Annotated in this window: 23 protein-coding genes; 18 read left to right on the top strand and 5 right to left on the bottom strand. The window is 40.6% G+C overall.

The annotated features are described in order from the left end of the window. Nucleotides 1–214 precede the first annotated feature (214 nt). Nucleotides 215–775: a helix-turn-helix domain-containing protein gene (locus IEV69_RS03345; RefSeq protein ID WP_188439444.1), complete on the bottom strand. Its 561-nt coding sequence runs from the start codon at nt 773–775 to the stop codon at nt 215–217. Nucleotides 776–1,107: 332 nt separating this feature from the next. On the opposite strand from IEV69_RS03345, the gene bshC reads away from it, so the two are divergent. Then, nucleotides 1,108–2,718 carry a bacillithiol biosynthesis cysteine-adding enzyme BshC gene (gene bshC, locus IEV69_RS03335; RefSeq protein WP_188439440.1) on the top strand — a complete coding sequence of 537 codons (1,611 nt, stop codon included), beginning with the start codon at nt 1,108–1,110 and terminating at the stop codon, nt 2,716–2,718. Between the two features lie 71 nt (nt 2,719–2,789). Here the strand turns inward: bshC and IEV69_RS03330 are convergent, their stop codons facing one another. Continuing rightward, nucleotides 2,790–3,515, bottom strand: a complete 726-nt coding sequence (locus IEV69_RS03330) for an SIMPL domain-containing protein (RefSeq protein WP_188439438.1) — start codon at nt 3,513–3,515, stop codon at nt 2,790–2,792. Nucleotides 3,516–3,638: 123 nt separating this feature from the next. Here IEV69_RS03330 and guaA point away from each other — a divergent pair, with 123 nt between their 5' ends. The 13 genes from guaA (at nt 3,639) to IEV69_RS03265 (ending at nt 17,980) form a co-directional block, all read left to right on the top strand. Then, nucleotides 3,639–5,168: a glutamine-hydrolyzing GMP synthase gene (guaA, locus tag IEV69_RS03325; RefSeq protein WP_188439436.1), complete on the top strand. Its 1,530-nt coding sequence runs from the start codon at nt 3,639–3,641 to the stop codon at nt 5,166–5,168. Nucleotides 5,169–5,443: 275 nt separating this feature from the next. Beyond that, a complete protein-coding gene (locus IEV69_RS03320) occupies nt 5,444–7,381 on the top strand; it encodes a LysM peptidoglycan-binding domain-containing protein (protein ID WP_188439434.1) in 1,938 nt (645 codons plus the stop codon). 30 nt (nt 7,382–7,411) lie between these two features. After that, a complete protein-coding gene (locus tag IEV69_RS03315; RefSeq protein WP_188439432.1) occupies nt 7,412–7,945 on the top strand; it encodes a DUF922 domain-containing protein in 534 nt (177 codons plus the stop codon). A 52-nt stretch (nt 7,946–7,997) separates the two neighbouring features. After that, complete coding sequence (locus tag IEV69_RS03310) at nt 7,998–8,219, top strand: addiction module protein (protein ID WP_188439430.1); 222 nt, start codon at nt 7,998–8,000, stop codon at nt 8,217–8,219. Further along, nucleotides 8,216–8,518: a type II toxin-antitoxin system RelE/ParE family toxin gene (locus tag IEV69_RS03305; protein WP_188439428.1), complete on the top strand. Its 303-nt coding sequence runs from the start codon at nt 8,216–8,218 to the stop codon at nt 8,516–8,518. Before IEV69_RS03310 ends, IEV69_RS03305 begins: the two co-directional genes overlap by 4 nt. A gap of 12 nt (nt 8,519–8,530) precedes the next feature. Beyond that, nucleotides 8,531–8,758: a DUF3820 family protein gene (locus IEV69_RS03300; RefSeq protein ID WP_188439426.1), complete on the top strand. Its 228-nt coding sequence runs from the start codon at nt 8,531–8,533 to the stop codon at nt 8,756–8,758. A 155-nt stretch (nt 8,759–8,913) separates the two neighbouring features. Continuing rightward, nucleotides 8,914–10,539 carry a CTP synthase gene (pyrG, locus tag IEV69_RS03295; protein ID WP_188439424.1) on the top strand — a complete coding sequence of 542 codons (1,626 nt, stop codon included), beginning with the start codon at nt 8,914–8,916 and terminating at the stop codon, nt 10,537–10,539. 29 nt (nt 10,540–10,568) lie between these two features. After that, nucleotides 10,569–12,464, top strand: coding sequence for a membrane protein insertase YidC (yidC, locus tag IEV69_RS03290; RefSeq protein ID WP_188439614.1), 1,896 nt, complete (start codon nt 10,569–10,571; stop codon nt 12,462–12,464). 116 nt (nt 12,465–12,580) lie between these two features. After that, entirely contained in the window at nt 12,581–13,759 is a 1,179-nt protein-coding gene (gene mnmA, locus IEV69_RS03285; protein ID WP_188439422.1) for a tRNA 2-thiouridine(34) synthase MnmA, read from the top strand. A gap of 105 nt (nt 13,760–13,864) precedes the next feature. After that, nucleotides 13,865–14,515: a hypothetical protein gene (locus tag IEV69_RS03280; RefSeq protein ID WP_188439421.1), complete on the top strand. Its 651-nt coding sequence runs from the start codon at nt 13,865–13,867 to the stop codon at nt 14,513–14,515. A 109-nt stretch (nt 14,516–14,624) separates the two neighbouring features. After that, nucleotides 14,625–16,229 (top strand): S8 family serine peptidase, encoded by a 1,605-nt coding sequence (locus IEV69_RS03275; protein ID WP_188439419.1) that lies wholly within the window; start codon nt 14,625–14,627, stop codon nt 16,227–16,229. Next, nucleotides 16,229–17,173: an NAD(P)H-dependent flavin oxidoreductase gene (locus IEV69_RS03270; protein WP_188439417.1), complete on the top strand. Its 945-nt coding sequence runs from the start codon at nt 16,229–16,231 to the stop codon at nt 17,171–17,173. The genes IEV69_RS03275 and IEV69_RS03270 overlap by 1 nt, the downstream gene beginning before the upstream one ends. Nucleotides 17,174–17,227: 54 nt before the next feature. After that, nucleotides 17,228–17,980, top strand: coding sequence for a DUF481 domain-containing protein (locus IEV69_RS03265; protein WP_188439415.1), 753 nt, complete (start codon nt 17,228–17,230; stop codon nt 17,978–17,980). Between the two features lie 50 nt (nt 17,981–18,030). On the opposite strand, the gene lysA is transcribed toward IEV69_RS03265, so the two are convergent. Beyond that, the gene (lysA, locus tag IEV69_RS03260; protein ID WP_188439413.1) at nt 18,031–19,239 is read right to left on the bottom strand and encodes a diaminopimelate decarboxylase; all 1,209 of its coding nucleotides are present in this window, start codon (nt 19,237–19,239) and stop codon (nt 18,031–18,033) included. 159 nt (nt 19,240–19,398) lie between these two features. Here lysA and IEV69_RS03255 point away from each other — a divergent pair, with 159 nt between their 5' ends. From IEV69_RS03255 to IEV69_RS03245, 3 genes are all read left to right on the top strand, one after another. Continuing rightward, nucleotides 19,399–20,853 (top strand): T9SS type A sorting domain-containing protein, encoded by a 1,455-nt coding sequence (locus IEV69_RS03255; RefSeq protein WP_188439412.1) that lies wholly within the window; start codon nt 19,399–19,401, stop codon nt 20,851–20,853. 117 nt (nt 20,854–20,970) lie between these two features. Then, nucleotides 20,971–22,161, top strand: a complete 1,191-nt coding sequence (gene sucC, locus IEV69_RS03250; protein WP_188439410.1) for an ADP-forming succinate--CoA ligase subunit beta — start codon at nt 20,971–20,973, stop codon at nt 22,159–22,161. Nucleotides 22,162–22,354: 193 nt separating this feature from the next. Further along, entirely contained in the window at nt 22,355–22,822 is a 468-nt protein-coding gene (locus IEV69_RS03245; protein ID WP_188439407.1) for an Hsp20/alpha crystallin family protein, read from the top strand. 86 nt (nt 22,823–22,908) lie between these two features. On the opposite strand, the gene IEV69_RS03240 is transcribed toward IEV69_RS03245, so the two are convergent. Both IEV69_RS03240 and rluF read right to left on the bottom strand, forming a co-directional pair. Further along, nucleotides 22,909–23,649, bottom strand: coding sequence for a T9SS type A sorting domain-containing protein (locus IEV69_RS03240; RefSeq protein WP_188439405.1), 741 nt, complete (start codon nt 23,647–23,649; stop codon nt 22,909–22,911). A gap of 101 nt (nt 23,650–23,750) precedes the next feature. Then, entirely contained in the window at nt 23,751–24,527 is a 777-nt protein-coding gene (gene rluF / locus IEV69_RS03235; RefSeq protein ID WP_188439403.1) for a 23S rRNA pseudouridine(2604) synthase RluF, read from the bottom strand. Between the two features lie 760 nt (nt 24,528–25,287). On the opposite strand from rluF, the gene tnpA reads away from it, so the two are divergent. Then, nucleotides 25,288–25,758: an IS200/IS605 family transposase gene (gene tnpA, locus IEV69_RS03230; RefSeq protein ID WP_188439401.1), complete on the top strand. Its 471-nt coding sequence runs from the start codon at nt 25,288–25,290 to the stop codon at nt 25,756–25,758. Nucleotides 25,759–26,351: the final 593 nt, after the last annotated feature.

Here is a 26,351-nt window from a genome sequence, read left to right as displayed (position 1 = left end):
TTATCTTACAGAATAAGAGTTGCTACTTACAATATTCACACATGGAAATAGGAACTAGTAGAAAAAATAGATGTAAAGTGCCGTTCAGACTAGGATAACAATAATAAGTTGAAGCCTGTTGTTTTATTTGAATGAGAATTATTTATAGGTAAGCTAAAATCAGGTAAGTGAGAAACGGATAGGACTGAATGAGTGATGGAACAATTTAAAATAGTTAAATATGTTCAAGATTTTTTTGGCGTTTTTCTTTGAGTTGTTTGTAAAAAGAAGGCGTTAAACCGGTTATTTTTTTAAACTGATTGGAAAGGGCAGCAGCACTGCTGTAATTTAATCTATGGGAAATCTCCGAGAGACTGAGCTCGTTATAAAGAATGAGTTCCTTGATGCGTTCAATTTTATGATTGAGAATGAATTGCTGTATGGTAATTCCTTCGGTTTGTGAAAAAAGATTGGCGAGGTAGGTATAGTCATAGTCTAATTTTTCACTAAGAAAAACAGAAAATTTCGATTTCGGCAACTCTTCAGTGTGATGTATCAAATCGATAATTACATTTTTTACTTTTTCAATGATAATGGCCCGCTTGTCATCCATCAGCTCCAAACCTGATTTAAACAATTCAGCTTTAAGTTGTTCTAACTGTTGGTCTGTAATATTTTCGAGCACATTAATCTGGCCCAGATCAACAGTAAAATAGTTGAGACCTAGTTGCTGTAGTTTATCTGTCACCAGCATTTTACAGCGCATGCTTACCATATATTTTATATGTAGAATCATTGATTTTGTTATTGGTTAGGTAAAAATAGGATGCTTGAAGGCCTAAAGAGATTGAAAATCCTGTGATTTCAAAAAGGCGGTTTTGTGAGGGTGACTTTTTGCTTACTGAATAGGTCATAAGCTGTCTGTTTTCAAAGATAAACAAAAAGAAACTAAAGGGGCTTGTATCTTTGGTTTATTAAGTGTTTAAATTCATTTACCGTGCCATAAAAGTTTCAGATATTTTAATGAGACAATTCAATAGTATTAAAATATCAATTGTGACATTAACTTTATATTTATAAAATTAAACAACCAAACAACTTATATTTGAAAAGAATTTCAAACTCGCTATGCCAAAAGACTGTATTCCCTATCGTGATACCGGATATTTTACTGACCTGATTCTGGACTATCTCAATCAGGATAAATCCGTCGAATTTTTATACCACCGTTTTCCAACTCTTGAAAATTTTGGTGTACAAATTCAGGAGAAAACAAAACACTACCCGAACCAAAACAGAAAAGTGCTGGTCGAGACCATCAACAAACAGTATAAAAACCTGAAGGTTTCTGAAGCTACAGCAACCCACCTGAAAAACTTAGAAAAACTCAATACATTTACAGTTACCACAGGTCACCAGTTAAACCTGTTTACCGGGCCTTTGTATTTTTTATACAAGATTATTTCCACCATTAATTTATGTAAGAAACTGAAGAAAGAATACCCTGAAAATAACTTTGTTCCCCTTTACTGGATGGCAAACGAAGACCATGATTTTGACGAGATCAATTTCTTTAATTTTAAAGATAAAAAAGTAGTGTGGGAAAGAAATTCAGGCGGAGCAGTGGGTGAAATTTCTACCGAGGGACTGGAGAACGTTTATGAATCTTTTGCAAAATCTTTGGGCAGTTCGCCAAAAGCCCAAAAACTAAAAACACTTTTTAAAGAGGCCTACCTCAACCACAACAACCTGACTGAGGCGACTCGCTTTTTAGCGCATTCACTTTTTGACGTCTATGGACTGATAATCCTCGATGCCAATGAGCACGCGCTCAAACAGCTTTTTGTGCCTCAAATGAAAACGGAATTGTTCACAAACGAAGCAACTACCGAAGTTGAAAAAACAAACGCTAAAATAAATGCGTTAGCAGGAAAAAACTATAAATTGCAGGTAAACCCCCGTGAAATTAATTTGTTTTATCTCCGGGAAGGGCTGCGGGAACGCATCATCAAAAAAAATGACCTTTATTTTATTAATAATACACAAATTCAGTTTTCTGAAACCAAACTACAATCGGAATTAGAAAACCATCCTGAGCGGTTCAGCCCCAATGTGATTTTCAGGCCTCTGTATCAGGAAGTGATTTTACCCAACGTATGCTACATTGGTGGAGGTGGAGAATTGGCTTACTGGTTACAGCTCAAGTCATTTTTTGAAAAATCTGGAGTACCATTTCCTGTATTGCTGTTGCGAAATTCAGCCCTTCTATGTACCCAAAAGCAACTTGAGAAATTGGAAAAACTTTCAATCGATGTGGATGATTTATTCCTTCCACAACACAAATTGGAAACGAATGTCACTAAACAGCTCTCAAACATTTCTATAGACCTTTCTTCTCAACGCAAGCACCTACGCAATCAGTTTAATGAACTCTATGAGCTGGCCAAAAAAACCGATCCCACTTTTGAAAAAATGGTAGCAGCACAGGAAACCAAGCAAATTAATGGGCTCGATAGACTGGAGAAAAGACTCCTCAAAGCTCAAAAACGAAAACTTGAAGACCACTTAAATAGGGTGACACTGTTGCAAAACAAACTCTTCCCCAATGGCAGCCTGCAAGAACGCACCGCTAACTTTTCTGAGTTTTACCTGGAATATGGCGACAGCCTTTTAGAACTGCTTTTTGAAAAATTAGACCCACTGCAACAGGAGTTTATATGTTTGGAATTAAAAGATTAAATTTTAAACCTGTCCTAAGTCTTAAGTCCTGCAGTCTTACGTCCTAAGTCCTGCAGTCTTACGCCAATATTTTACTTAATATCATACTCCAGCCGCATCGTGATGGAAGCGGTTTTGTTTTTATCGGAAGTATTGAAACTGCCGCCCCAGCTAAAATCCTCACCGCTGTTTTGACCGGTGATTTGAAAGACACCCATCTTCGCATCCTTGAGTTTTCCCAATTTGCCACCGCTGTTTTCTGCAATTTTTTCAGCACGCAGGTGTGCGTCTTCAGTGGCTTTGGAGATCATTTCAATCTTTAAATCGGCCAGTTTGGTGTAGTAATATCTGGGCGCATAGCTGTTAAATTGTACGCCTTTGTTGAGCAATTCGGTCACCTCTCTTGACACACTTTCAATAAGTTCAACATCTTTAGACTCCACTTTAACAGTTTGTGTCAAGTCATAACCCACAAAAACACTGCCCACAAAATTGCCATTTTCATACTGACTCTGGGTGCGATCACTGGTTTGCATCGAATTAAAAACAATCTCCTCACGGGGAATGCCTTTTGAAATCAAATAGTCTTCAACCGCTTGTTTATCAGTAATCAATTGGTCAAAAGCAGTTTTTAAATTTGAATTAAACCTTGAAAACTGACCTTCCCAAACGATTAAATCTGAAGTGAAATCTGTCGACCCCGAACCGGTTACAGAAATTTTTCCATCGGGATTTGCACGATTCACATAGGCATTGCCCAAAAAAATGGAAGCCAAAACAATGGCAATGGAAAAAAATATGGCCGTGATATATTTCATAGTAACGAGTTTAGTGAATCTAAGATAAACTTTTTTTGAACTCCAAAGCTGCCTTTTCAAAATTTGGGTAAAAATTACCTTATTTTCCATTGCCCAAAAAATCAAAATGACCTATTTTTGCCTATGCAAAACAACGTCCTCATCCTAGATTTTGGATCGCAATATACACAGCTTATCGCAAGACGTGTAAGAGAATTAAATATCTATTGCGAGATCCATCCATACCACAAAATTCCGGCCGATATCAAAAAATTTAAGGCAGTTATCCTCTCAGGTAGTCCATTTTCTGTTAGAGCAGAAGATGCACCGCATCCTGATTTGTCTGTAATTCGCGGCCACAAACCACTGCTGGCTGTTTGTTATGGAGCACAATACCTCGCCCATTTTTACGGCGGTAGTGTAGAACGGTCTGATACCCGTGAATATGGTCGGGCAAAGCTTTCTAAAATTGTAGAAAACAATGGGCTTTTTCAAAACATTTCCACCGGAAGTCAGGTGTGGATGAGCCACGGTGACTCTATTAAAAAATTACCCGAAAACGGTATCTTACTGGCAAGCACTCACGATGTCGAAAACGCAGCCTACCGCATTGACGGTGAACAAACTTATGCCATTCAGTTCCATCCCGAAGTGTACCACACTACTGATGGAAAGCAATTGCTTGAAAACTTTCTGGTGAATATTGCCGGTGTGGAGCAGTCCTGGACACCTTCAGCATTTGTGGAAACAACCGTAAATGAATTGAAAGCAAAATTAAAGAACGACAAAGTCGTACTGGGTTTAAGCGGTGGTGTGGATTCTTCTGTAGCGGCGATGTTACTGCACAAAGCGATAGGGAAAAATTTATATTGCATTTTTGTCAACAATGGCTTGTTACGCAAAGATGAATTTGAAAATGTGCTACACCAGTATAAAGACATGGGCCTCAATGTAAAAGGAGTGGATGCCTCAGCCCGCTTTTTGGGTGCACTTGCCGGGCTAAGTGATCCTGAACTCAAAAGGAAAGCCATTGGAAACGCATTTATAGAAGTGTTTGACGATGAAGCCCATCAAATTCAGGATGTGAGCTGGCTGGCACAAGGCACGATTTACCCCGATGTGATCGAATCAGTTTCAGTAAACGGACCCTCAGTTACCATCAAATCACATCACAACGTGGGTGGTTTGCCCGATTTTATGAAGTTAAAAATAGTAGAACCACTCAGAATGTTGTTTAAAGATGAGGTGAGACGGGTAGGAGCTGAACTGGGCATTTCACAGGATATTTTAGGAAGACATCCCTTTCCGGGTCCCGGTTTGGCAATTCGGATTTTAGGAGACATCACTCCCGAAAAAGTGCGTATCTTGCAGGAAGTTGATGCCATTTTTATAAATAACCTGAAAAAATGGAACCTCTATGAAAAAGTCTGGCAGGCAGGAGCAATTTTGCTTCCGGTTGACTCTGTGGGAGTGATGGGTGATGAGCGTACTTATGAAAAAGTGGTGGCCCTTAGAGCCGTTGAAAGTACAGACGGTATGACCGCAGACTGGGTAAATCTACCCTACGAATTTCTGCAGGAAACATCCAATTATATAATAAATAGGGTAAAAGGCGTTAATAGAGTAGTATATGACATCAGCTCAAAACCCCCTGCAACTATTGAGTGGGAATAAGGGTTTTAGGTTCAAGGTTTAAGGTTGAATTATTATTTTTAATTATTAAACCCCGGAAACTTTGATGAATTCTAACTTAATGGCAATATAAGAAGTGACTCCGGAGGAGTCAACTATTAGTAGCTCAAATAATAATTTTGAAGACCCTGACCCCGTCAAAGGCGGGTCAACTATTTGAAAATTTAAATCTTTTTGGCGGCATAAGCGTCATTGCGATCCGCCAGAGGCGGAGAAGCAATCTGCCAAAAATGATAACAAAAACCAAATCAATTAGTGTGAAGAAGTTAATCCTAGTTTTATCGCTTATTTTTTATACCGGCTTGTGTTTTCCGCAGACTTCTTATATGAGTCATCGCGTGCAGGATGGGGAAACCGTTTTTAGCATTACCCAAAAATACCAAATTTCAGAAGCAGATTTGTTTCGTTTAAATCCGGAAGTGAAAAAGGGATTGAAAGAAAACACGGTATTGATTATTCCAAAGGTGCTGGAAACAGTTTCAAACCCAGACAATGGGGAGGTGAGTTTTAAAACACACAAAGTTAAACGCAAAGAAACTATTTTTGGAATAGCAACAGCCTATGGCACTTCCGTAGAAGAAATAAAAAAATACAACAAACATCTTTATTCCAGCGAACTGAGACGGGGAGAGAAAATCAAGATTCCTCTAAAAAAAGTAACCATCATTTCTCCATACAACAGCGCTGTCACCCAGTCGACCTCAGAGGAACTTTTGCCGGGAAAACACAAAGTAGCATCACAGGAAACTAAATTTGGCATTGCAAAACAATACAATATTTCAGTAGCCGAGCTGGAAGCTCTCAACCCTTCTATTTATGGGAGTGATGATATTTCAGTTGGAACCGTGCTCAATGTTCCTAAAAAATCCATCGATGAAAAACCCTTAGAGGAAGAAGACAGTAACTATACCTTCTACACCGTAAAACCAAAAGAAGGTTTTTACAGAATGAAAGTACTTTTTGGTCTGACCGAAGAAGAACTCAAAGCACTCAACCCACATATTATTGACGGCCTTAAAGAAGGAATGGTCATAAAAGTGCCCAAAGCAACTAGTGGTGAAACCCCTTCTGAAGTTGTAATCACCCCTGAAAGAATTATAAACCTGGAGTATAGCCTTTCAAATTTTGAAACGAAAAACCTCGTGGTTTTTCTTCCTTTTGAATTACAGAAAATTCAAAAAGATTCACTTGAATTAAATGAAGAACAACTTAAGAACAATTCAACCATGCGGCTGGCGCTGGACTTTTATACCGGTATGCTGATTGCGACCGAGTTTGCCAAACAAAAAGGCATCTCTGTAAAAATGCATGTGTTTGATTCCCGTGAAACAGAAGGCGGTGTGCTATCTCTTTTCCGTTCAAAAAATATTCAAGACGTTGATTTGGTGATTGGTCCATTACGACAAACCTTGGTGGAGCGCACTGCTTCCGAATTGTCAAGCCAAAACATCCCGGTAATCTCTCCATTGAGCAACCGTCAGGGAAAAATGTATTCCAATTTTATTCAAAGCATCCCACAGGACAAAATACTTGAAAATAGAATGCTGTCTTATTTGACCGCCAACAGCACCGGCAAAAAATTGATTTTAATTACAGATCAACCCGGGTCTTCAAAGATTCAACGCATACAAAACTTGTTTCCGGGCATCGTGGTCATAAAACCTAGGGAAGGCAACTTTTTTAGAACTGAAGACATCGCCAAAGGCATTAATAAAGAAACCGAAAACTGGGTGTTACTGGAATCATCCAATATTTCTGTGGTGAGTAGTGCCATCGGAGTTTTAAACAGCTTGAGCAGAAGCAATTCAATTCAATTATTTACAACAGATAAAAATGATGCGTTTGACTTCAGGGAGGTTTCAAATATGCACCTGGCAAATCTGGATTTTACTTATCCTTCCTGGAATAAAGGTTTTGACTTTACTAAGGAAAATGATTTTATAAATGAATACCAAACCCGTTATGGGTCCTTACCCAATCGTTTTGCAACCAGAGGGTTTGATATTACCTATGACGCCTTGTTGAGGATGGCTTCCGCCGATAACATTTTTGATGCCAATGAAGCCATCGACGGGGAAACAGTCTATGTTGAAAATAAATTTAACTATGTGAGAAATGCACAGGGTGGTTACAACAACAATGCAGTCTATATTGTTAAATATACCAAAGAACTGCTGTTGGTTGAAGTTGAATAAAATCAGTGCAAAATTAAATAATACCGGCCTATGAAACTTGTTGCGTTTTTAGTATTGTTTCTTTTTCAGGCAGAAGATCCCATGGTTATTTCCTGGAATGAGCACCAACAATTGAGCTGGGAAGACTTCCAGGGTAAACCCGATACCAGGAGTTCTTTTGCGGCATTAACCCACTCAGGCATTGCCTTTAATTATGGAGTTACAATTGAAAACGAAATCATTCACCTCACTACCAAAGTAGATGCCTATTTCTACCCGGAAATGTCCTGGGCAAAGCCCGATAAAATCAATGACCATATTTTAAAACACGAGCAAGCCCATTTTGATATCACTGAAATACACGCCCGAAAGTTGCGAAAGGCCTTTGCTGAATATACAGTGACAAAGAAATATAAAAACGAACTCCCCGCTATTTTTACAAAATTAAACCGTGAACGTCAGCAAATGCAAGACCGCTTTGACAAGGAAACCAATCACTCCATGAACATTGAAAAAGAAAGGGATTGGCAAAAATATATTGAAGAAGAACTTAAGAAACTGGAAAAATGGAATATAGACAGCTAGTTTATTTATTTCTTTAATTATTTTTATCTTTAATCTGAAAAATTATAAAAAGATGCAGAGCACTTTAGAAGAAATAAATGAAAGACTGAAACATGCTCCTCAAGATGTTTTGGAAAGAATTTTGGGTTATATCGATGCAATGTCATTTACCCAATCAATTCCCGATTGGCAAAGAAAAGAGGTTTTAAAAAGAGTGAAAGAATATGAGGAAAACCCTGATAAAGCAATAGCGTTTGATAAAGCCATGGAATCGATTGCGAATAAATACAAATGATTTATGTAGTAATTTCAAATGAAGCTCAGTTTGATCTCGATGAAGCAGTAAACTGGTACGAGCACAAACAAAGCGGACTAGGTTTACGGTTTTTAAGTAATGTTGAGTCTACAGTAAATTATATAAGAAAAAACCCTTTAGCCTCACCAGTAATTTATTCTAAAATAAGAGTTTGTATCGTAAAAAGCTTTCCTTTTACAATTCACTATAAGTACTACGAAGAAGAAAAAATAATTTTTGTTTCAGGAGTATTCCATATGGCATTGAATCCGAAGGCCTGGACTAAAAGAAATCAATAAATATTAAAATAATTGGAACCAAATCCCCATAAGCTCATCGAACTGGCGCATTACAAAATGCCTTTTGGCAAGTACAAAAACATTGACCTGATTGACATCCCTGAATTTTATTTTGTGTGGTTTAAACAAAAAGGCTTTCCGGAGGGTAAACTGGGACACATGATGGAGCAAATGTATGAAATCAAGCTCAACGGTCTGGAAGAACTTATCTACAACATCAGGCGAACCTATCCTAAGTAACACCCACAGTAATTCCCTTTAGATAAACAAAAATTCATTACCGAGTATCATTTCTTCTTTGTATTTTTGCGCATTGAAAAAATATGAGAAAGGTGATTTTACCAGTTCTAAAATCTGTTTTTCTCAAATCTAACATCTGAAATCTAACATTTAAAATGGCCAACACCAAGTATATCTTTGTCACGGGAGGTGTGAGTTCTTCATTGGGAAAGGGTATCATAGCAGCATCACTGGCAAAACTTTTACAAGCCAGAGGATACCGAGTAACCATTCAAAAACTGGATCCGTATATCAATATCGATCCGGGAACTTTAAACCCCTATGAACACGGTGAATGCTATGTGACCAATGACGGTGCTGAAACTGATTTAGATTTAGGACACTACGAGCGTTTTTTAAATGTGGCTACCTCTCAGGCCAACAATGTGACCACCGGACGCATTTACCAAAGCGTCATTGAAAAAGAACGCCGCGGTGAATTTCTGGGGAAAACCGTTCAGGTGATACCACACATTACCAATGAAATTAAAGAGCGCATTCAAATGTTGGGCAACAGTGGTGAGTATGATATCGTCATTACCGAAATTGGTGGAACTGTGGGCGATATCGAGTCCTTACCCTATATAGAATCTGTAAGACAATTGAAATGGGAATTGGGCGATGACAATGCCATCGTTATTCATCTTACCCTCGTGCCGTTTTTGGCCGCAGCAGGCGAATTAAAAACCAAACCCACTCAACACTCTGTTAAACTGTTGATGGAAAGCGGCGTGAGAGCAGACATCCTTGTTTGCAGAACAGAACACCACCTCTCTGACGAACTGAGAACCAAACTCGCGCTCTTCTGCAATGTCAAAAAGGAAGCCGTGATCGAATCCATCGATGCATCTACCATTTATGATGTTCCAAACCTGATGCTAGAGGAAGGATTGGATACCATCACCCTCCAAAAATTGAATTTAATTTCTAAAAATGAACCGGACTTAACCCAATGGAACCAGTTTTTAGAACGTCATAAAAACCCGAAAAGAACCGTAAAAATCGGACTGATCGGAAAATATGTCGAACTGCAAGATTCTTATAAATCCATATTGGAGTCATTCATTCACGCCGGGGCCGAACTGGAAGTAAAAGTAAAAGTGATTCCAATTCACTCTGAATATATTGATGAAAGCGTACTCAAAAGCAAAATTGCCGACCTTGATGGAGTTTTAGTCGCGCCCGGTTTTGGAGAACGGGGCATAGAAGGAAAAATCGAAGCCGTAAAATATGCCCGGGAACACAAAATTCCTTTCTTCGGAATTTGTCTCGGAATGCAAATGGCAGTCATCGATTATGCCCGCAATGTTCTCGGACTCAAAAAGGCCAATTCAACCGAAATGGATGAACACACCCCGCACCCGGTCATCGACCTGATGGAGGAACAAAAAAACATCGTTGATAAGGGTGGAACCATGAGATTGGGCACCTGGAAATGTAAATTGACCGCGGGAAGCATCGTCGCTGAGGTCTATCAAACAGAAATGATTGATGAACGTCACAGACACCGTTATGAATACAACAATGCCTACAAAGAACAATTGGAAGCAGCAGGTTTACAGACCACCGGAATCAACCCTGAAACAGGGTTGGTGGAAATAATTGAATTGAAAGACCATCCGTGGTTTGTGGGGGTTCAGTACCACCCCGAATATAAAAGCACCGTGGCAAATCCGCATCCTTTGTTTGTGGCCTTTGTCAATGCAGCAGCCAACTATAATAAAACTAAAAACAGCAAGTAACCCCTAGGGGAAACCAATAAATTGACATGATAGAAGAAAAGAAATTTGACTATAATTCGTTGATAGGATTTGTGCTCATCGCACTCATCCTTATCTGGATGCTTTATCAAAACGCTCCAACAGAAGAAGAACTGATAGAACGGGCAAAAACTGAACAAGTAGAAAAAGCGGCAGATACCACAACAACACCTGCTGAAACTCCCGCTACACCGGTCGTAACAGAAACAACTACTCAGGAGCCGGCTTCAGATTCGTTACGAATGGAAGCCCTGAAAAATCAATTGGGTTCTTTTGCATACGCGGCTACCCTGCCTTCAGCAACCGAAGAGGTCACTACCCTTGAAAACGATATCCTTGAGTTAAAAATCAGCAACAAAGGGGGCTATATAGTTGAAGCTACCCTAAAAAAGCACAAAACATTCGACTCCATTCCGGTGTATCTTATTAAAGATGGAAATGCCGATTTCAACCTGCAGTTTCAGGCAGATAACCGCCTCTTAAACACACGCGACCTGTTCTTTGAACCTTCATTGACACAAAGTGGTGAAAACACCATTCTCTCAATGAAACTTAAAGCGTCAGAAAATCAATACCTGGAATACCGCTATGAGTTGAAACCGGGCGAATATATGCTCGATTTTGCAATTCAAACGCAAGGGTTGAACAATATCATCAACACCTCCAACCCGGCTGAAGCACTATGGCAGCTCAAAGCCCACCGTAAAGCAAAAAGTATTTCCTATGAAAACAGATATACTGAAATGTTGTGGGAATATGAAGACGGAAAAGACGATTACCTAGGGCAAGGCAGCTTAACCGAAGATGATGCCCGCGATGTCACCTGGATTGCATACAAACAACATTTCTTTACTTCGGTCTTATTGACAGACACACCGTTTAAAACGGCACACTTCACTTCAGAAAACCTGGTGGAAGACGAAGAAATTGATTCCCTTTATACAAAAAACTTTGTTTCCAAATTTCCGTTGGAATTCAAAGCAGGAGAGCTTTCTTATACGATGAACTGGTATTATGGCCCCAGCGATTTTAAAATCCTGGATGGCTATGAGCGTAACCTCGATGAAATCATTCCACTGGGATGGGGTATTTTTGGGTGGATTAACAAATTCCTTTTCATGCCCTTGTTTACCTGGCTGGCAACCTGGATCACCAGCTATGGAATCATCATCATTGTGATGACCATTTTGATAAAAATCGCCTTGTCACCGGTACAGTACAAACAATACCTCTCCCAGGCGAAAATGAAAATACTGCGTCCTGAAATTGAGGAAATCACCAAGAAGTACAAAGACAACGCAATGAAAAAACAGCAGGAAACCATGAAGCTGTACAGCAAAGCAGGAGCAAGCCCCATGGCGGGTTGTATACCGGCATTGATGCAGCTCCCGGTGTTTTATGCGCTCTTTATGTTTTTCCCGTCTGCGTTTGATTTAAGGCAAAAAGGATTCTTATGGGCAGACGATTTATCGAGTTATGACAGCATCGCCGAGTTGCCGTTTTACATTCCTTTTTATGGAGACCACGTGAGTTTGTTCCCCATCCTGGCATCCATCGCCATCTTTATTTATATGATGATGACCACAGGACAAACCATGCAAATGCAACAACAACCAGGGATGCCAAACATGAAATTCATCATGTATTTGTCACCACTCATTATGTTGGTGTTCTTTAACAATTTTGCCAGCGGACTCTCATTATACTACTTCATCTCCAACGTGATTACGATTGGAATTATGTTGGTAATTAAATATTTTGTGCTGGACGAACAAAAAATCCTGGCCAAGATTGAAGAGAAAAAGAAACAACCTAAAAAGCAAAACCGCTTTCAGCGAAAAATGTCTGAAATTATGGAGCAGGCAGAAAAACAAAAACAAATACAGGAACAAAAAAAGAAAAAATAATCCTTTTCTAAACAAGGAGTTAAAGAAAGAGGAAGCCTGTACTTCCTCTTTTTTATTTTGTAATTTTGCAGTTCTAAAAATAAATAACAAGGCACCCGCCTGCGCGGGTGATGGATATGAAAAGAGTAGTAGTAGGACTTAGCGGAGGTGTAGATTCAAGTGTGGCCGCATACCTGTTAAAAGAACAAGGGTATGAGGTGATTGGGTTATTCATGAAAAACTGGCACGACGATTCAGTCACCATCTCAGATGAATGCCCCTGGCTGGAGGATAGTAACGATGCCATGATTGTGGCCAATAAACTGGGCATTCCCTTCCAAACCGTTGACCTGAGCGAGGAGTACAAAGAACGCATCGTTGATTATATGTTCAGGGAATATGAAAGGGGCCGCACACCAAACCCCGACGTGCTTTGTAACCGCGAAATCAAATTTGATGTCTTCCTTAAAATTGCCCTCGACCTGGGAGCAAATTTTGTTGCCACAGGCCATTACTGCCGTAAAGATACTGTGACTAAAGATGATAAAACCATCCATCGTTTGCTGGCAGGGAAAGACCCCAACAAAGATCAATCTTATTTTCTGTGTCAGCTGTCACAAGAACAATTGGCAAAGACCCTGTTTCCGGTTGGAGAACTACTCAAACCGGAAGTACGCCAAATCGCTAAAGAACAAGGACTTGTCACTGCCGATAAACGAGACTCTCAAGGACTCTGTTTTATTGGTAAAGTGCGTTTACCCGATTTTTTACAGCAACAACTCAAGCCTAAAGAAGGAGTCATCGTTGAAGTGCCTGAAAACAGCCCCGTTTTTAACGGGCAATCAGCAACTGATGAAAATAAGTTACTCACAGAAAGTAAAAAGTTTGTGTATACCCCTCAGGATGGTAAAGTGGTGGGCAAACATCAGGGAGCTCATTTCTTTACCAAAGGACAGCGCAAAGGGCTCGCTGTGGGTGGCACCAAAGACCCCCTTTTTATCATCGAAACCGATGTGGATAACAACATTATTTATACAGGCCAGGGCAAAAACCATCCGGGTTTATACCGCAAAGGACTTTTTGTAAAACAAGATGAAATTCATTGGGTACGTGAAGATTTAAAGCTCAACGAAGGAGAAACAATGGAGGTACAAGCAAGAATCAGATACCGCCAGCCACTCGATCAGGCAACACTCCATCAAACAGATAACGGACTGTATGTACTCTTTGCAAACCCGCAATCGGCCATCACCGAAGGACAGTTTGTTGCATGGTATAACGATGAAGAATTACTGGGTAGTGGGGTAATCTCTTAACTTCAAAACCTTCAAGGTTTCAAAAAACCTTGAAGGTTTGAAATCTTTTCTTTATTTTTATTACCACAAACAACCTCAACCCTTCAAGGGTTAAATGGTTATACGATGCAAGACACCAAAGCCATTCTGGAACCGGAAAACACCTACCACATTTACAATCGTGCCAACGGAAACGAACAGTTGTTTTTATCTGACGATAATTACCGGTACTTCCTTAAAAAATACGATGAGTACATCTCTCCCATTGTCGACACGTTTTGCTATTGCTTAATGCCCAATCATTTTCATTTTTTGGTGAGGGTAAAAAAAGAAGCGGTTTTAAATGAATATTTTAAAGATAAAATTGAAAGAGCGAACTCAAACCTTCAAGGTTTCAAAAACCTTGAATGTTTGATTTCCAGACAATTCAGCAATTTCTTTAATGCATATGCAAAAGCCTTCAACAAACAACACAACCGAAAAGGCAACCTGTTTATGCATACCTTTAAAAGAAAGGTGATTACAGATGAAAACTACCTGAGGAAATTAATTCACTACATACATTTTAACCCCATAAAAGCAGGCTTGACTCAACGTGCTGAAGAATGGAAGTATTGTTCTTATAAATCCATTATTTCTTCAAATGCACCCACGCTACTTAAGGAAGAAGTAGTCGATTATTTTGGAGATATGGAGCATTTTAAATACTGTCATAAATATCCATCCAATTTAACCCTTTCAGGGTTCCAAACCCAAGCTCAACCCTTGAAGGGTTAAGAACCCTTCAAGGGTTGATGTCCAACAAAAAATATTCTTTATCTTTGAGACCCCTCAGACCTTCAAGGTTTCAAAAACCTTGAAGGTCTGAGAATCTTAAATAAAATTCATGAAATACACCGCCCTTTTTTTTACCTTATTAATTTCACAGCTATTTTTCGCGCAAGTGGAAGATGCCTGGGTATTTTTCACCGATAAGGAAAATGTTGAGCAATCCATCGATAACCCGCTCACCATCCTTACGCAGGCTGCCGTCGACCGCAAAGCATTACACAACATCCCGGTGGATGAACGCGATGTGCCGGTAAACGAGGCTTACATCACCCAACTTAAAAATCAAACCGGTATTACAGTCCACGCCAAGTCAAAGTGGATGAACTGTGCCTATGTGCGTGGCTCACAAAGTCAGATAGAAAATTTGCTGGACCTGGCTTTTGTTCAGCACATTGAGTATGCTGATAAATCCCTCAATTTTGTTTCGGGCACCCAGCCGCTGGAGGATAAATTTGCCTTGGAAAGTACTGCCAAAAACTTCGAATACGGCCTGGCCACCAATCAAATTGAAATGCTCTCAGGCGATGTATTGCACACTGAAGGGTTCACTGGTGAAGGCATGGTCATCGCTGTGCTGGACAGTGGTTTTGAAGGGGTGGATACTGAAACAGGTTTTGCTTATATAAGAGATGACAACAGAATACTGGGAGTCTATGATTTTGTAAACAGAACAACATCTTATGGCAGCCATACACACGGCACCCGTGTTTTGAGTACCATGGGAGGACTCCTTGAAAATGACTTTGCAGGAACCGCACCTGATGCTTCATATTACTTATTCATTACTGAAGATGTTTCTTCAGAAACCCCGGTAGAAGAAGCTTATTGGGTAGAAGCACTGGAGCGAGCCGACAGTCTGGGGGTCCACGTGGTGAATACCTCTCTGGGTTACAGGGAATATGACAATCCGGCCTATTCACATACCTATGAAGACTTAGACGGTCAAACCACCTTTGGTGCCCGGGGTGCCAATCACGGTTTTGACAAAGGGCTCCTGCTCGTTACTTCCGCAGGAAACAGTGGAAACGGAAGTTTTCCCTGGATAGGAACTCCCGGAGATTCCCCCGGAATGCTCACCATTGGTGCTGTTGATGAGAATGAAAATGCTGCCGGCTTTAGCTCGCAAGGACCCACAGTCGATGGACGAGTTAAACCCGATATTATGGCGCAGGGAGCACCGGCCTATGTCATCAATCAAGATAATGAAATTGTTTCAAACAGCGGTACTTCCTTTAGCTCACCCATCACTGCCGGATTGGTCGCTTGTTTGTGGCAGGCACGCCCTGAATATAATAATGACGAACTGATGCAACTCCTCAGGGAATCGGCACACCTTTTTAACAACCCCACTGACAAGATGGGGTATGGAATTCCCAATTTTGAAACCGCATTGGAAACGCTCCTCAGTACAAATGCTTTTGTGTCAAACCCATTTCGGATCTATCCCAATCCGGTTACGCACACTATCAACCTCGAATTTCCTGATACCATCACAGAAGCCCGGTTAGGGTTGTATTCAACCTCCGGAAGCTTGCTTTTTGAAACCACACTCAATCAAAACACCAACAGGATTCCCGTGGAGACCCTTGCAGCTGGAGTGTATTTATTAAAGGTGCAGTCAGCATCACAGGTTCAGACCATTAAAGTTTTAAAAGAATAATGACACACAACCCAATTACTAAACTATTCAATATTCAATACCCCATCATTCAGGGCGGCATGATCTGGAACAGCGGCTGGCGACTGGCATCAGCCGTGAGCAATGCCGGCGGACTGGGAATTATAGGTTCCGGCTCTATGTATCCCGAAGTGCTCAGGGAGCATATTCAAAAATGTAAACAGGCAACATACAAACCCTTTGCTGTCAATGTGCCCATGCTCTATCCTGATTTGGAAAAGATTATGGAAATCATCGTGGAAGAAGGGGTATCCATTGTGTTTACTTCAGCCGGAAACCCGAAGACATACACCTCCTTTTTAAAGGAAAAAGGAATTACAGTAGTACACGTGGTGAGCAGCGTCAAATTTGCCCTAAAAGCGCAGGAGGCCGGGGTGGATGCTGTTGTAGCAGAAGGCTTTGAAGCCGGTGGCCACAATGGAAGGGAAGAAACCACTACGCTCACACTCATCCCTATGGTAAAAGAACAACTGCAAATCCCGCTCATCGCTGCCGGTGGAATCGCCACCGGAAGAGCCATGCTGGCCGCAATGGTGCTGGGAGCAGACGGCGTGCAGGTGGGGAGCCGCTTTGCAGCCAGTGAAGAATCATCGGCACACAGCGCATTCAAAGAAGCAGTGGTGCAGGCCAAAGAAGGAGATACTATTTTGACTCTAAAAGAATTGGCGCCGGTGAGACTCATTAAAAATAAATTTTATGAGGATATACAGGCCTTGTATGCCCAAAAAGCAAGTGTTGACCAACTCCGGGATCTGCTGGGAAGAGCACGTGCCAAAAAAGGAATGTTTGAAGGCGACCTGGAAGAAGGGGAGTTGGAAATCGGGCAAATTTCAGGACTGATACACGACATCAAGCCCGCCGCCCAAATTGTCCGGGAGATGGTAGCTGAATTTGAAGCTGCTAAAAATGAAGTTTATAAATTGTAAATTGATAAACCCTTCAAGGGTTTAGAACCCTTGAAGGGTTGAAAAATTATTTAAATGAGAACGTTATTTTTCATCACCTTATTTTTTATACCCATTCTTACATTTTCACAAATCATCAATGTAGAATCCCTTCGCAAGGTAACTGACACCTCGGGATGGAGTGGGAACACCAGCCTTACCTTTTCGCTGACCAAAAACACCAAGACCCTCATTCGGCTAAAAAACAACATTCACGTTCAGTACAAAATGAACAAACACCTGGCACTCTTTGTCAATAACCTGGGCTTTGAACGCTCCGGTGGCGAGAGTTTTCTCAATCAGGGCTCTCAGCATTTGCGTTACAACTATAAAATCAGGGACGCTTTTGTGTGGGAAGCTTTTGTACAATCACAATACAATTCCATCGCAAAAATTCAATTTAGGGGATTGGCAGGAACGGGACCAAGATTTAAAGTCATAGGGCTCGATAAATACAGACTGTATGTAGGAAGTTTGCTGATGTATGAACACGAGGAACTCAATGAAGAGACCCTCATCATCAACCGCGACTGGAGGGCCAGCGCATATCTTTCTATGAGCCTGTACCCCACAGATAACATATCATTTGTGAGTACAACCTATTACCAGCCGGTACTCAAAGAGATGGGCGATTACAGAATTGCCACAGAAAATTCCTTTGTATTGGGAATCGTTGAAAAGCTCTCACTGAAAGTTTCTTATACCCTCACCTTTGATGCTACCCCGGCGACCAATGTGCCCAATACATTTTATGAACTTTCCACTGGGCTGTTGTATAGCTTTGAATAAACTAAAACCCTTTCAGTTTCATTTATGAAGAGCTGAAAGGGTCGTCTTGTTTAGTCAACTGATAGCAATATTTGATTTCTCAATAAATCCTCCAGGGTTTCCCGTTTTCTGATGAGGTGGGCCTCGCCATTCAGCCACAGCACTTCCGCCGGACGGAAACGCGAATTGTAGTTGCTGGCCATCGTAAAGCAATAGGCTCCGGCATTTTGAAACGCCAGCAGATCACCCTCGCTGATCTCAGAAATCCGGCGGTTGTTGGCAAAGGTGTCGGTTTCACAAATATAACCCACTACCGAGTAAAAACGCTCCTTGCCTTTGGGATTAGATATGTTTTCTATATAATGCGTTACCCCATAAAACATAGGACGTATCAGGTGATTGAACCCGCTGTCCACCTGTGCAAAAACAGTGGACGTAGTTTGTTTAATTCCGTTTACCTTGACAAGGAACTTGCCGGCTTCGCTCACGAGAAACTTTCCCGGTTCAAAAGCCAGGGTCAGGTCACGACCGTATTCCAAACAAAAATCATTGAAACGCTTGCTGAGTTTTTTGCCCAGTTCCTCTATGTTGGTCTGTATGTCACCTTCCTTGTAAGGCACTTTAAAACCGCTTCCAAAATCAATAAACTCCAGCGTTTTGAAATTTTTGGCAGCGTCAAATAAAATTTCACTGGCATATAAAAACACATCTATATCCAGAATGTCACTTCCGGTATGCATATGAATTCCGTTGATGTGCATTCCGGTGTTTTCAACAATGCGCAACAAGAGCGGCATTTGATGAATCGAAATACCAAACTTGGAGTCGATGTGCCCCACAGAAATATTGGTGTTGCCACCGGCCATGACATGCGGATTGATGCGTATGCACACCGGGATGTTAGGATGTTTGGTACCAAACTGCTCCAGTATGGATAGATTGTCAATGTTTATTTGCACGCCCAGGGCCGCTACAGCTTCAATTTCTTCCATCGAAACCCCATTGGGCGTGTAGATGATGTCAGCCGGAGCATATCCTGCCTCCAGACCCAGTTGCACTTCCTGTATAGAAACCGTATCGAGGGCAGCCCCCAGTGAACGTAAATAACCTAAAACCGAAATGTTGGAGTTGGCCTTGACGGCATAATGCAACTTCAACTGTTTGACCTTTTTAAATGCAGTGGTTAAGCGTTTATACTGAGAAGCAATTTTCTCGGCGTCATACACATACACAGGACTTCCATAGTCCCCGGCAATTTTTAAAAGGTCTTGATTTGTCATTTTTTTAAGTTATTGAATGAATTCTTGTATAAGCGCGCAAAAATAAGGGGTATTCAGCTGTAAAAAAAACAGACCACGTGGTTTTAATAATTTTTTATATCTTACTGATTAATTCCGTTACCTTTTTTAGAACCGGTTCATCTAATTTACTTCAGTAGAATGAAAAAAATACTTGGTTTTTGTAGCTGTTTACTGTTCTTTTGGGCCTATCCTCAAGACGGTAGTCCTGATTTGTCTTTTGGAGACAATGGTATCGTAATTCTTGATTTGTCAGGGGACGAGCACAGCGTATGGGGCATTGATGAAAAATCAGAAAGTGATTTTTTAGTATTAATAAGTTTTGAGAGTACTTCAAATGATTATGTTACCGAAGTTTTTTCGTTTAACGAAGACGGTACTCCAGATTCAGATTTTGGTGTTAATGGAGTAGTAGACATCACACATCCTGATTTTTTTCATATAGGAATCAACGTTCTGTCTGATAATAGCTTTTTTATTTACAGCTTAAAAAACAATACCTATACAATCTCAAAATATACTGAAGCGGGCACTCAGATAGTTGATTTTGGAGACAATGGTATTTTACAACCTTTTTTAAATGGAGGGTCCTATTATTCAATAATCCTGAATGATGATCTTACCTTTTATATTTATGGATTAAAAACCGTAGAAGGAATTCCACACTTGCTTTTTATGAAGTTTTTTGATGACGGAACCCCCGATACTACTTTTGGCAATGATGGTGTTGTCATGCATTCTTTGGGAAATGTCTCAATGAGTGGTTCAACTATTAAAAAAACAGATGATTATCTATATGCAGACGTAAAATATTACATCAACGACATAGGGTCAAAATACATTTACCGCTTTTTATTAAATGGAGAAATTGATACAACTTTTGGAAGCAACGGAATGATAGAAATTCCGATAGAGGAAGAGTTTAATACAAATTTCAATGTGTTTAATAATGGCGATTTTCTAATTGGGGGTAATTACTTTGATTACAACACCGAAACTATGATAAAAAAGACTATAAAAATAAACCCTCAGGGAGAAATCATACAAAGTTTCGCGAATAATGGTGTGTTAAACAACTATTCGGGTGGTTATATTCAAGAAAATCAAAGGTTTATAGTAGATGCCAGTATCTCAGATTTTGAAGGCGGAATGATCCCAATTTTTAAAAGATATTATGCAAATGGTACCAGTGATACCAGCTTTGGTTTTTATTCACTCTATTTAGCGACTCTAGGTGATAAACATATAAAACATTTACAAAACGGCAAGATGTTGATGGTTAGCAGTGATATTTGGTACAGTCCCATCAGAAATGTTGTCCTTCAACGCTTCAACAATGACCCCCTGACTGTTCCAGACTTTGAAAAAAATAATGTTGTGGTCACTCCCAATCCGTCAAACAGTATTTTTTATATCCAAAGTAGTACTCCCCTTATGAACACACCCTATGAAATCTTTGACAGTTTGGGCAAAAAAGTCAGCTCAGGTCACTTCAATCAAACCCCACCTTTAATTGATTTGAGCCATGTAAATGCAGGGGTTTATTTCCTAAAAATAGCTGACAGTTCACAGACCTTTAAGCTTTTAAAAAGATAACAAAGCCTGTTGATTTTTAAATGTCATTCCAATATTTTTAAAATAGAAAAAACATTGCTTCACTAAGTAGCTTTTCTTACTTTTGCACCTTAATTATTAAAAGACAAAGCCTTCACTATGAATCTACACGAGTATCAAGGAAAACAGATATTAAACAGCTTTGGCGTTGACATTCAACGTGGTTATGTGGCACAAACCCCACAGGAAGCAGTAGAAGTAGCAAAAAAATTAACCGATGAAACCGGCACCAGCTGGTATGTTATCAAAGCACAGGTGCATGCCGGTGGCCGCGGAAAAGGGGGCGGTGTCAAATTGGCCAAAGGAATTGAACATGTAGAGGAGGTCGCCGGACAAATTATTGGAATGGATCTGGTCACCCCACAAACCTCTGCAGAAGGAAAACATGTACACCAGGTGCTCGTAGCAGAAGATGTGTACTATCCGGGTGACAGTGAGCCCAGCGAAATATATATGAGTGTGTTGCTCAACCGCGCTACAGGAAAAAATATGATTATGTATTCTACCGAAGGGGGGATGGATATCGAAACCGTAGCAGAAAAAACACCCCATCTGATCTTTACCGAAGAAATTGATCCCTCAGTGGGAATCCTGCCCTTTCAGGCACGCCGGGTAGCGTTCAATCTAGGTCTTGAGGGCAAAGCCTTTAAAGAAATGACCAAGTTTGTAACCGCACTCTACACAGCTTATGAAAAATCTGACTCGTCCCTGTTTGAAATCAACCCGGTGTTGAAAACCAGCGACGACAGAATCATAGCCGTGGATGCTAAAGTAACACTTGATGACAATGCGCTGTACCGTCATAAAGACTATGCAGAAATGCGTGACCTGCGTGAAGAAAACGCCACCGAAGTGGAAGCAAGGGCCAAAGGATTGAACTATGTTGACCTGGACGGAAACGTGGGGTGTATGGTCAACGGTGCCGGTTTGGCAATGGCTACGATGGACCTGATCAAACAGGCAGGTGGTGAGCCGGCCAACTTCCTGGACGTGGGTGGTACAGCCGATGCAGAACGGGTGGAATCAGCGTTCAAACTCATTTTAAAAGACCCCAAAGTAAAAGCCATCCTGGTAAATATCTTTGGAGGAATTGTTCGCTGTGACAGAGTCGCACAGGGAATTGTGGATGCCTATAAAAACATTGGCGAAATCAAAGTACCCATCATCGTGCGTTTGCAGGGAACCAATGCCGATATTGCCAAGGAATTGATCGACAATAGCGGACTCAACGTACATTCTGTCATACAATTTCAGGAAGCAGCTGATAAGGTACAGGAAGTGCTTTCATAAGCAAACACCAAGATACACACAAGATGCAAATCCCGGGTTCAATAAATCCGGGATTTTTTTATGATTTCATATTGACATTTTGGCACCTTATTAACACTAAATCAAGACATTATGACTTACTTTTGTAAATGGAACTCTATTTGCATTAGATGGTTCAGATAAAAAATATGTCTAACCTTAAAAAATTAATGTTATGAGTTTAGTTAAGAGAAATCAAGCATCGCCGTCGACAAGCCTATGGCGGCCGATGGACGGCTGGCTGCCTTCAATTTTTGAAGATTTATTCAACGACAGCCGCCTGGCAGATGTGTCTACTTTTGGAAGCACATTACCTGCCGTGAACATCAAAGAAACAGCCGACGACTTTCTGGTTGAAGTAGCCGTTCCCGGAAAGAAAAAAGAAGATTTCAACATTGAATTGGATCAGAATGTACTGACCATTTCATCAGAAGAAAAATCTGAAAATGAAGAATCTTCAGATGATGGCCGTTACTCTCGCAAAGAGTTTAACTACACCGCTTTTAAAAGAGCGTTTACACTACCCGAAACGGTAGAGCAAGAAAAAATTAAGGCGACTTACGACAACGGTGTTTTGAGCATACAAGTGCCCAAACGAGAAGAAAGTAAGCAAAAGCCTAAGAGAATGATTGCAGTTTCATAGTTTTTCGCCACCCGGCGAAATTCAATAATTTGGTTGGTTAGTTAGTTGGACTGTCCCCTTCGCAATCGGGGGGCAGTCTTTTTTTGTTATCTTTTGATAATCTTTTCTGTAAATTTCATGCCATTCTCACTTTCAATTACCAAAAAGTAAATGCCTTGTTTTATACTTTGCAGGTTTATTTGACTTTGACTGTTTTTTAAGTGGAAGTCAAATAGTTTATTTCCGTTAAGGTTGTACACTTTAGCGGAGTAAGATACGTCGGCTTTTAAATGATATATAAAAAGTTTTTCCTGAACAGGATTGGGGTAAACAACTAATTTTTGCTCTTGCAAATCTTGTGTTGATAATGGAAAACTATTGTAATAAGCTTTCTTGCCATTTACATTTTCAATTACAAGATGTGCCTCATTGCCAGTTTGAGTGAACGTGTAAGTAAAAGGGTTATAAAAGAGAACAGGCTCGGGCCATTCAAAAAATACAGTAAACATTTTATTGCGAATAAAAGAAAAGTCTGGGTTGTAATGTAATTCATCGGAATCGGTTGCAAATACATTATAATCAAACGTTGTTAGCGTAAACCCATGTTCGTTATTAGGAAAATATTCAGGGGTACTCATAAGCCAGTCAAAATCACACAACTTTACAAAAATGTAATTTTCTTCTTCAAAAAACTCTGTTGTCGCTGTATAATTGGTGTAATCCGCAATATAAAATTCATCCTCCCCATCAAAAACCTTTTCGAGATACCAAGTATGTTCAAACAATATGGGGTCTTGTGCATAAAGTTTGTGTGCGAAAAAAAAATTCACACAGAGAATAACTGTCATGCAAAGCGTAATTCGGGAAGAGTTTAAATTTTGAAGAAGTAGCATTATTAGTTATAAGTTGTTTTCTATCAACAAGATATAAAAAAAGTCACATAATTTAATTATTTTTTTCTTCTTTTTGGTTGGATTTTTTGTGGCATAGATTCTGCCGCCGCAGTTTTTTTAGATTCTTGAACCATTTTTTTAATTGTATCCAACTCCCCTTTACTCAGGTCACGCCAGGTGCCTACAGGTAAATCGTCCAGCGTAATATTCATAATTCTTATGCGCTTCAGTGCCGTGACTTCATAACCCAAATATTCACACATACGCCTGATTTGACGGTTCAGCCCCTGCACCAATATAATTCTGAATACAAAACGGCTCACGCGTTCTACGACACACTTTTTGGTGACCGTATCCAGTATGGGAATGCCATGGCTCATGCGTTTGACAAATTCGTCAGTAACAGGGCGGTCCACGGTCACGATGTATTCTTTTTCATGTTGATTGCCGGCACGCAATATCTTATTGACAATATCGCCGTCGTTGGTTAAAAAGATCAGGCCTTCAGAAGGTTTGTCCAGCCGCCCCACGGGAAAAATGCGTTCAGGATGGTTTACAAAATCCACGATATTCCCTTCCACACGCCGGTCAGTCGTGCAAGTAATTCCCACAGGCTTGTTCAAAGCAATAAAGACTTCCTGGTCAGTTCCCTTAATGGGTTTGCCCTTCACAGTAATGGTGTCATCGGGCATCACACGGTCGCCCAGGGTAGCGGTCTCTCCGTTGATGGCCACGTGACCCTGTTCAATCAGGCTGTCAGCCTGCCGGCGGGAACAATAGCCGCTTTCACTCATGGCTTTGTTTAGTCGAATCGAATCAGGATGATACTCCATAGACGTGTTTTAAGGCAAAGATACTGAAGTTTGAAGAATGAAGACAGGAGTTTATTGTTAGATAAAGAATCAAAGGTGCTTTCGGGCGTTATTGAATAATATAGAATAATCTGTGAAGATTGACACCATCATATGTCTAGATTAATATGCGACCCGCCTCTGGCGGGGTCGGCTTTATACGGGGGGTTCTACTACAAATATGCGACCCGCCAAAGGCGGGTCGTGAATTAGCTGTCAATATTTGTAGCAAAGAACAACAATTCCAATATGACCTCAGCGAGGTCACATCTTTGTAGCAACGAGCAACGATTCGAATTTGACCCCGCCAGAGGCGGGTCACATCTTTGTAGCAACGGGCAACGATTCGAATTTGACCTCAGCGAGGTCACATATTTGTAGCAACGAGCAACGATTCAAATCCGACCCCAGCGGGGTCGCATATTTGTAGCAACGAGCAACGATTCGAATCTGACCTCAGCGAGGTCACATATTTGTAGAAACGGGCAACGATTCAAATCCGACCTCAGCGAGGTCATATATTTGTAGCAACGAGCAACGATCCAAATTTGACCCCAGCGGGGTCACATCTTTGTAGCAAAGAAGAACAATTCCAACATGACCCCAGCGGGGTCGTATATTTGTAGCAACGGGCAACAATTCCAATCTGACCTCAGCGAGGTCACATATTTGTAGCAACAATATTTAAAAAACGATACATTTTTTATAAATTTATAAAACCAATGTGACCTTATCATAATCGATGGCTGACACATACACACAATTATACGTCCAAATTGTTTTTGCCGTTCAGGGAAGAGTATCTTTAATCCGTTCTGCTTTTGAGGATGAATTGTATAAATACATCACCGGCATTATTCAAAACCGTAAACACAAAATGCTTGCAATTAATGGGATGCCTGACCATATACATATTTTCTTGGGTTTACATCCAAGCGACTCCATTTCCGATCTGGTTCGTGAAATAAAAAAGGCTTCAAATGCATTTATGAATGAAAGAAGATTCAGCAATTATCCTTTTCAATGGCAATCCGGTTATGGTGCATTTACATATAAACGTTCAGATATTGATACGGTGGTCAACTATGTGTTGAATCAAAAAGAACATCATAGGAAGAAAAGTTTTAAAGAGGAATATATTGAGTTTTTAAAAGAGTTTGAAATAGAATACAAAGAGCAATATTTGTTTGAATGGTATGGAAACACCCCTTAATATGCGACCCGCCTCAGGCGGGTCGGTTTTATATGGGGTGTTTTTCTACAAATATACGACCCCGCTGGGGTCGTGGATTAGCTGTCACCTATTTTTAGCAACGAGCAACGATTTCATCCTGACTCCGCCGGAGGCGGGTCACATCTTTGTAGCAAGGAGCAACGATCCAAATTTGACCCCAGCGGGGTCACATCTTTGTAGCAAAGAAGAACAATTCCAACATGACCCCAGCGGGGTCATATATTTGTAGCAACGAGCAACGATTCCAATCTGACCCCAGCGGGGTCACATCTTTGTAGTAGCAAGGAACAACGAATCAAACATGACCTCAGCGAGGTCACATCTTTGTAGCAACGAGCAACAAATCCAATTTGACCCCAGCGGGGTCTTTGTAGCAAAGAAGAACAATTCCAACATGACCCCAGCGGGGTCATATATTTGTAGCAACGAGCAACGATTCCACCCTGACCTCAGCGAGGTCACATATTTGTAGCAAAGAGCATGAATTCCACCCTGACCCCGCCAAAGGCGGGTCGCATCTTTGTAACAAACGATAAAACATCTTCCATCTCTTTTGGCGGCATTTTTGCCCT

Origin of the sequence: Planktosalinus lacus (assembly GCF_014640155.1) — a bacterium.
Classification (GTDB): Bacteria; Bacteroidota; Bacteroidia; order Flavobacteriales; family Flavobacteriaceae; genus Planktosalinus; species Planktosalinus lacus.
This window is presented reverse-complemented; position numbering and strand designations above follow the sequence as displayed.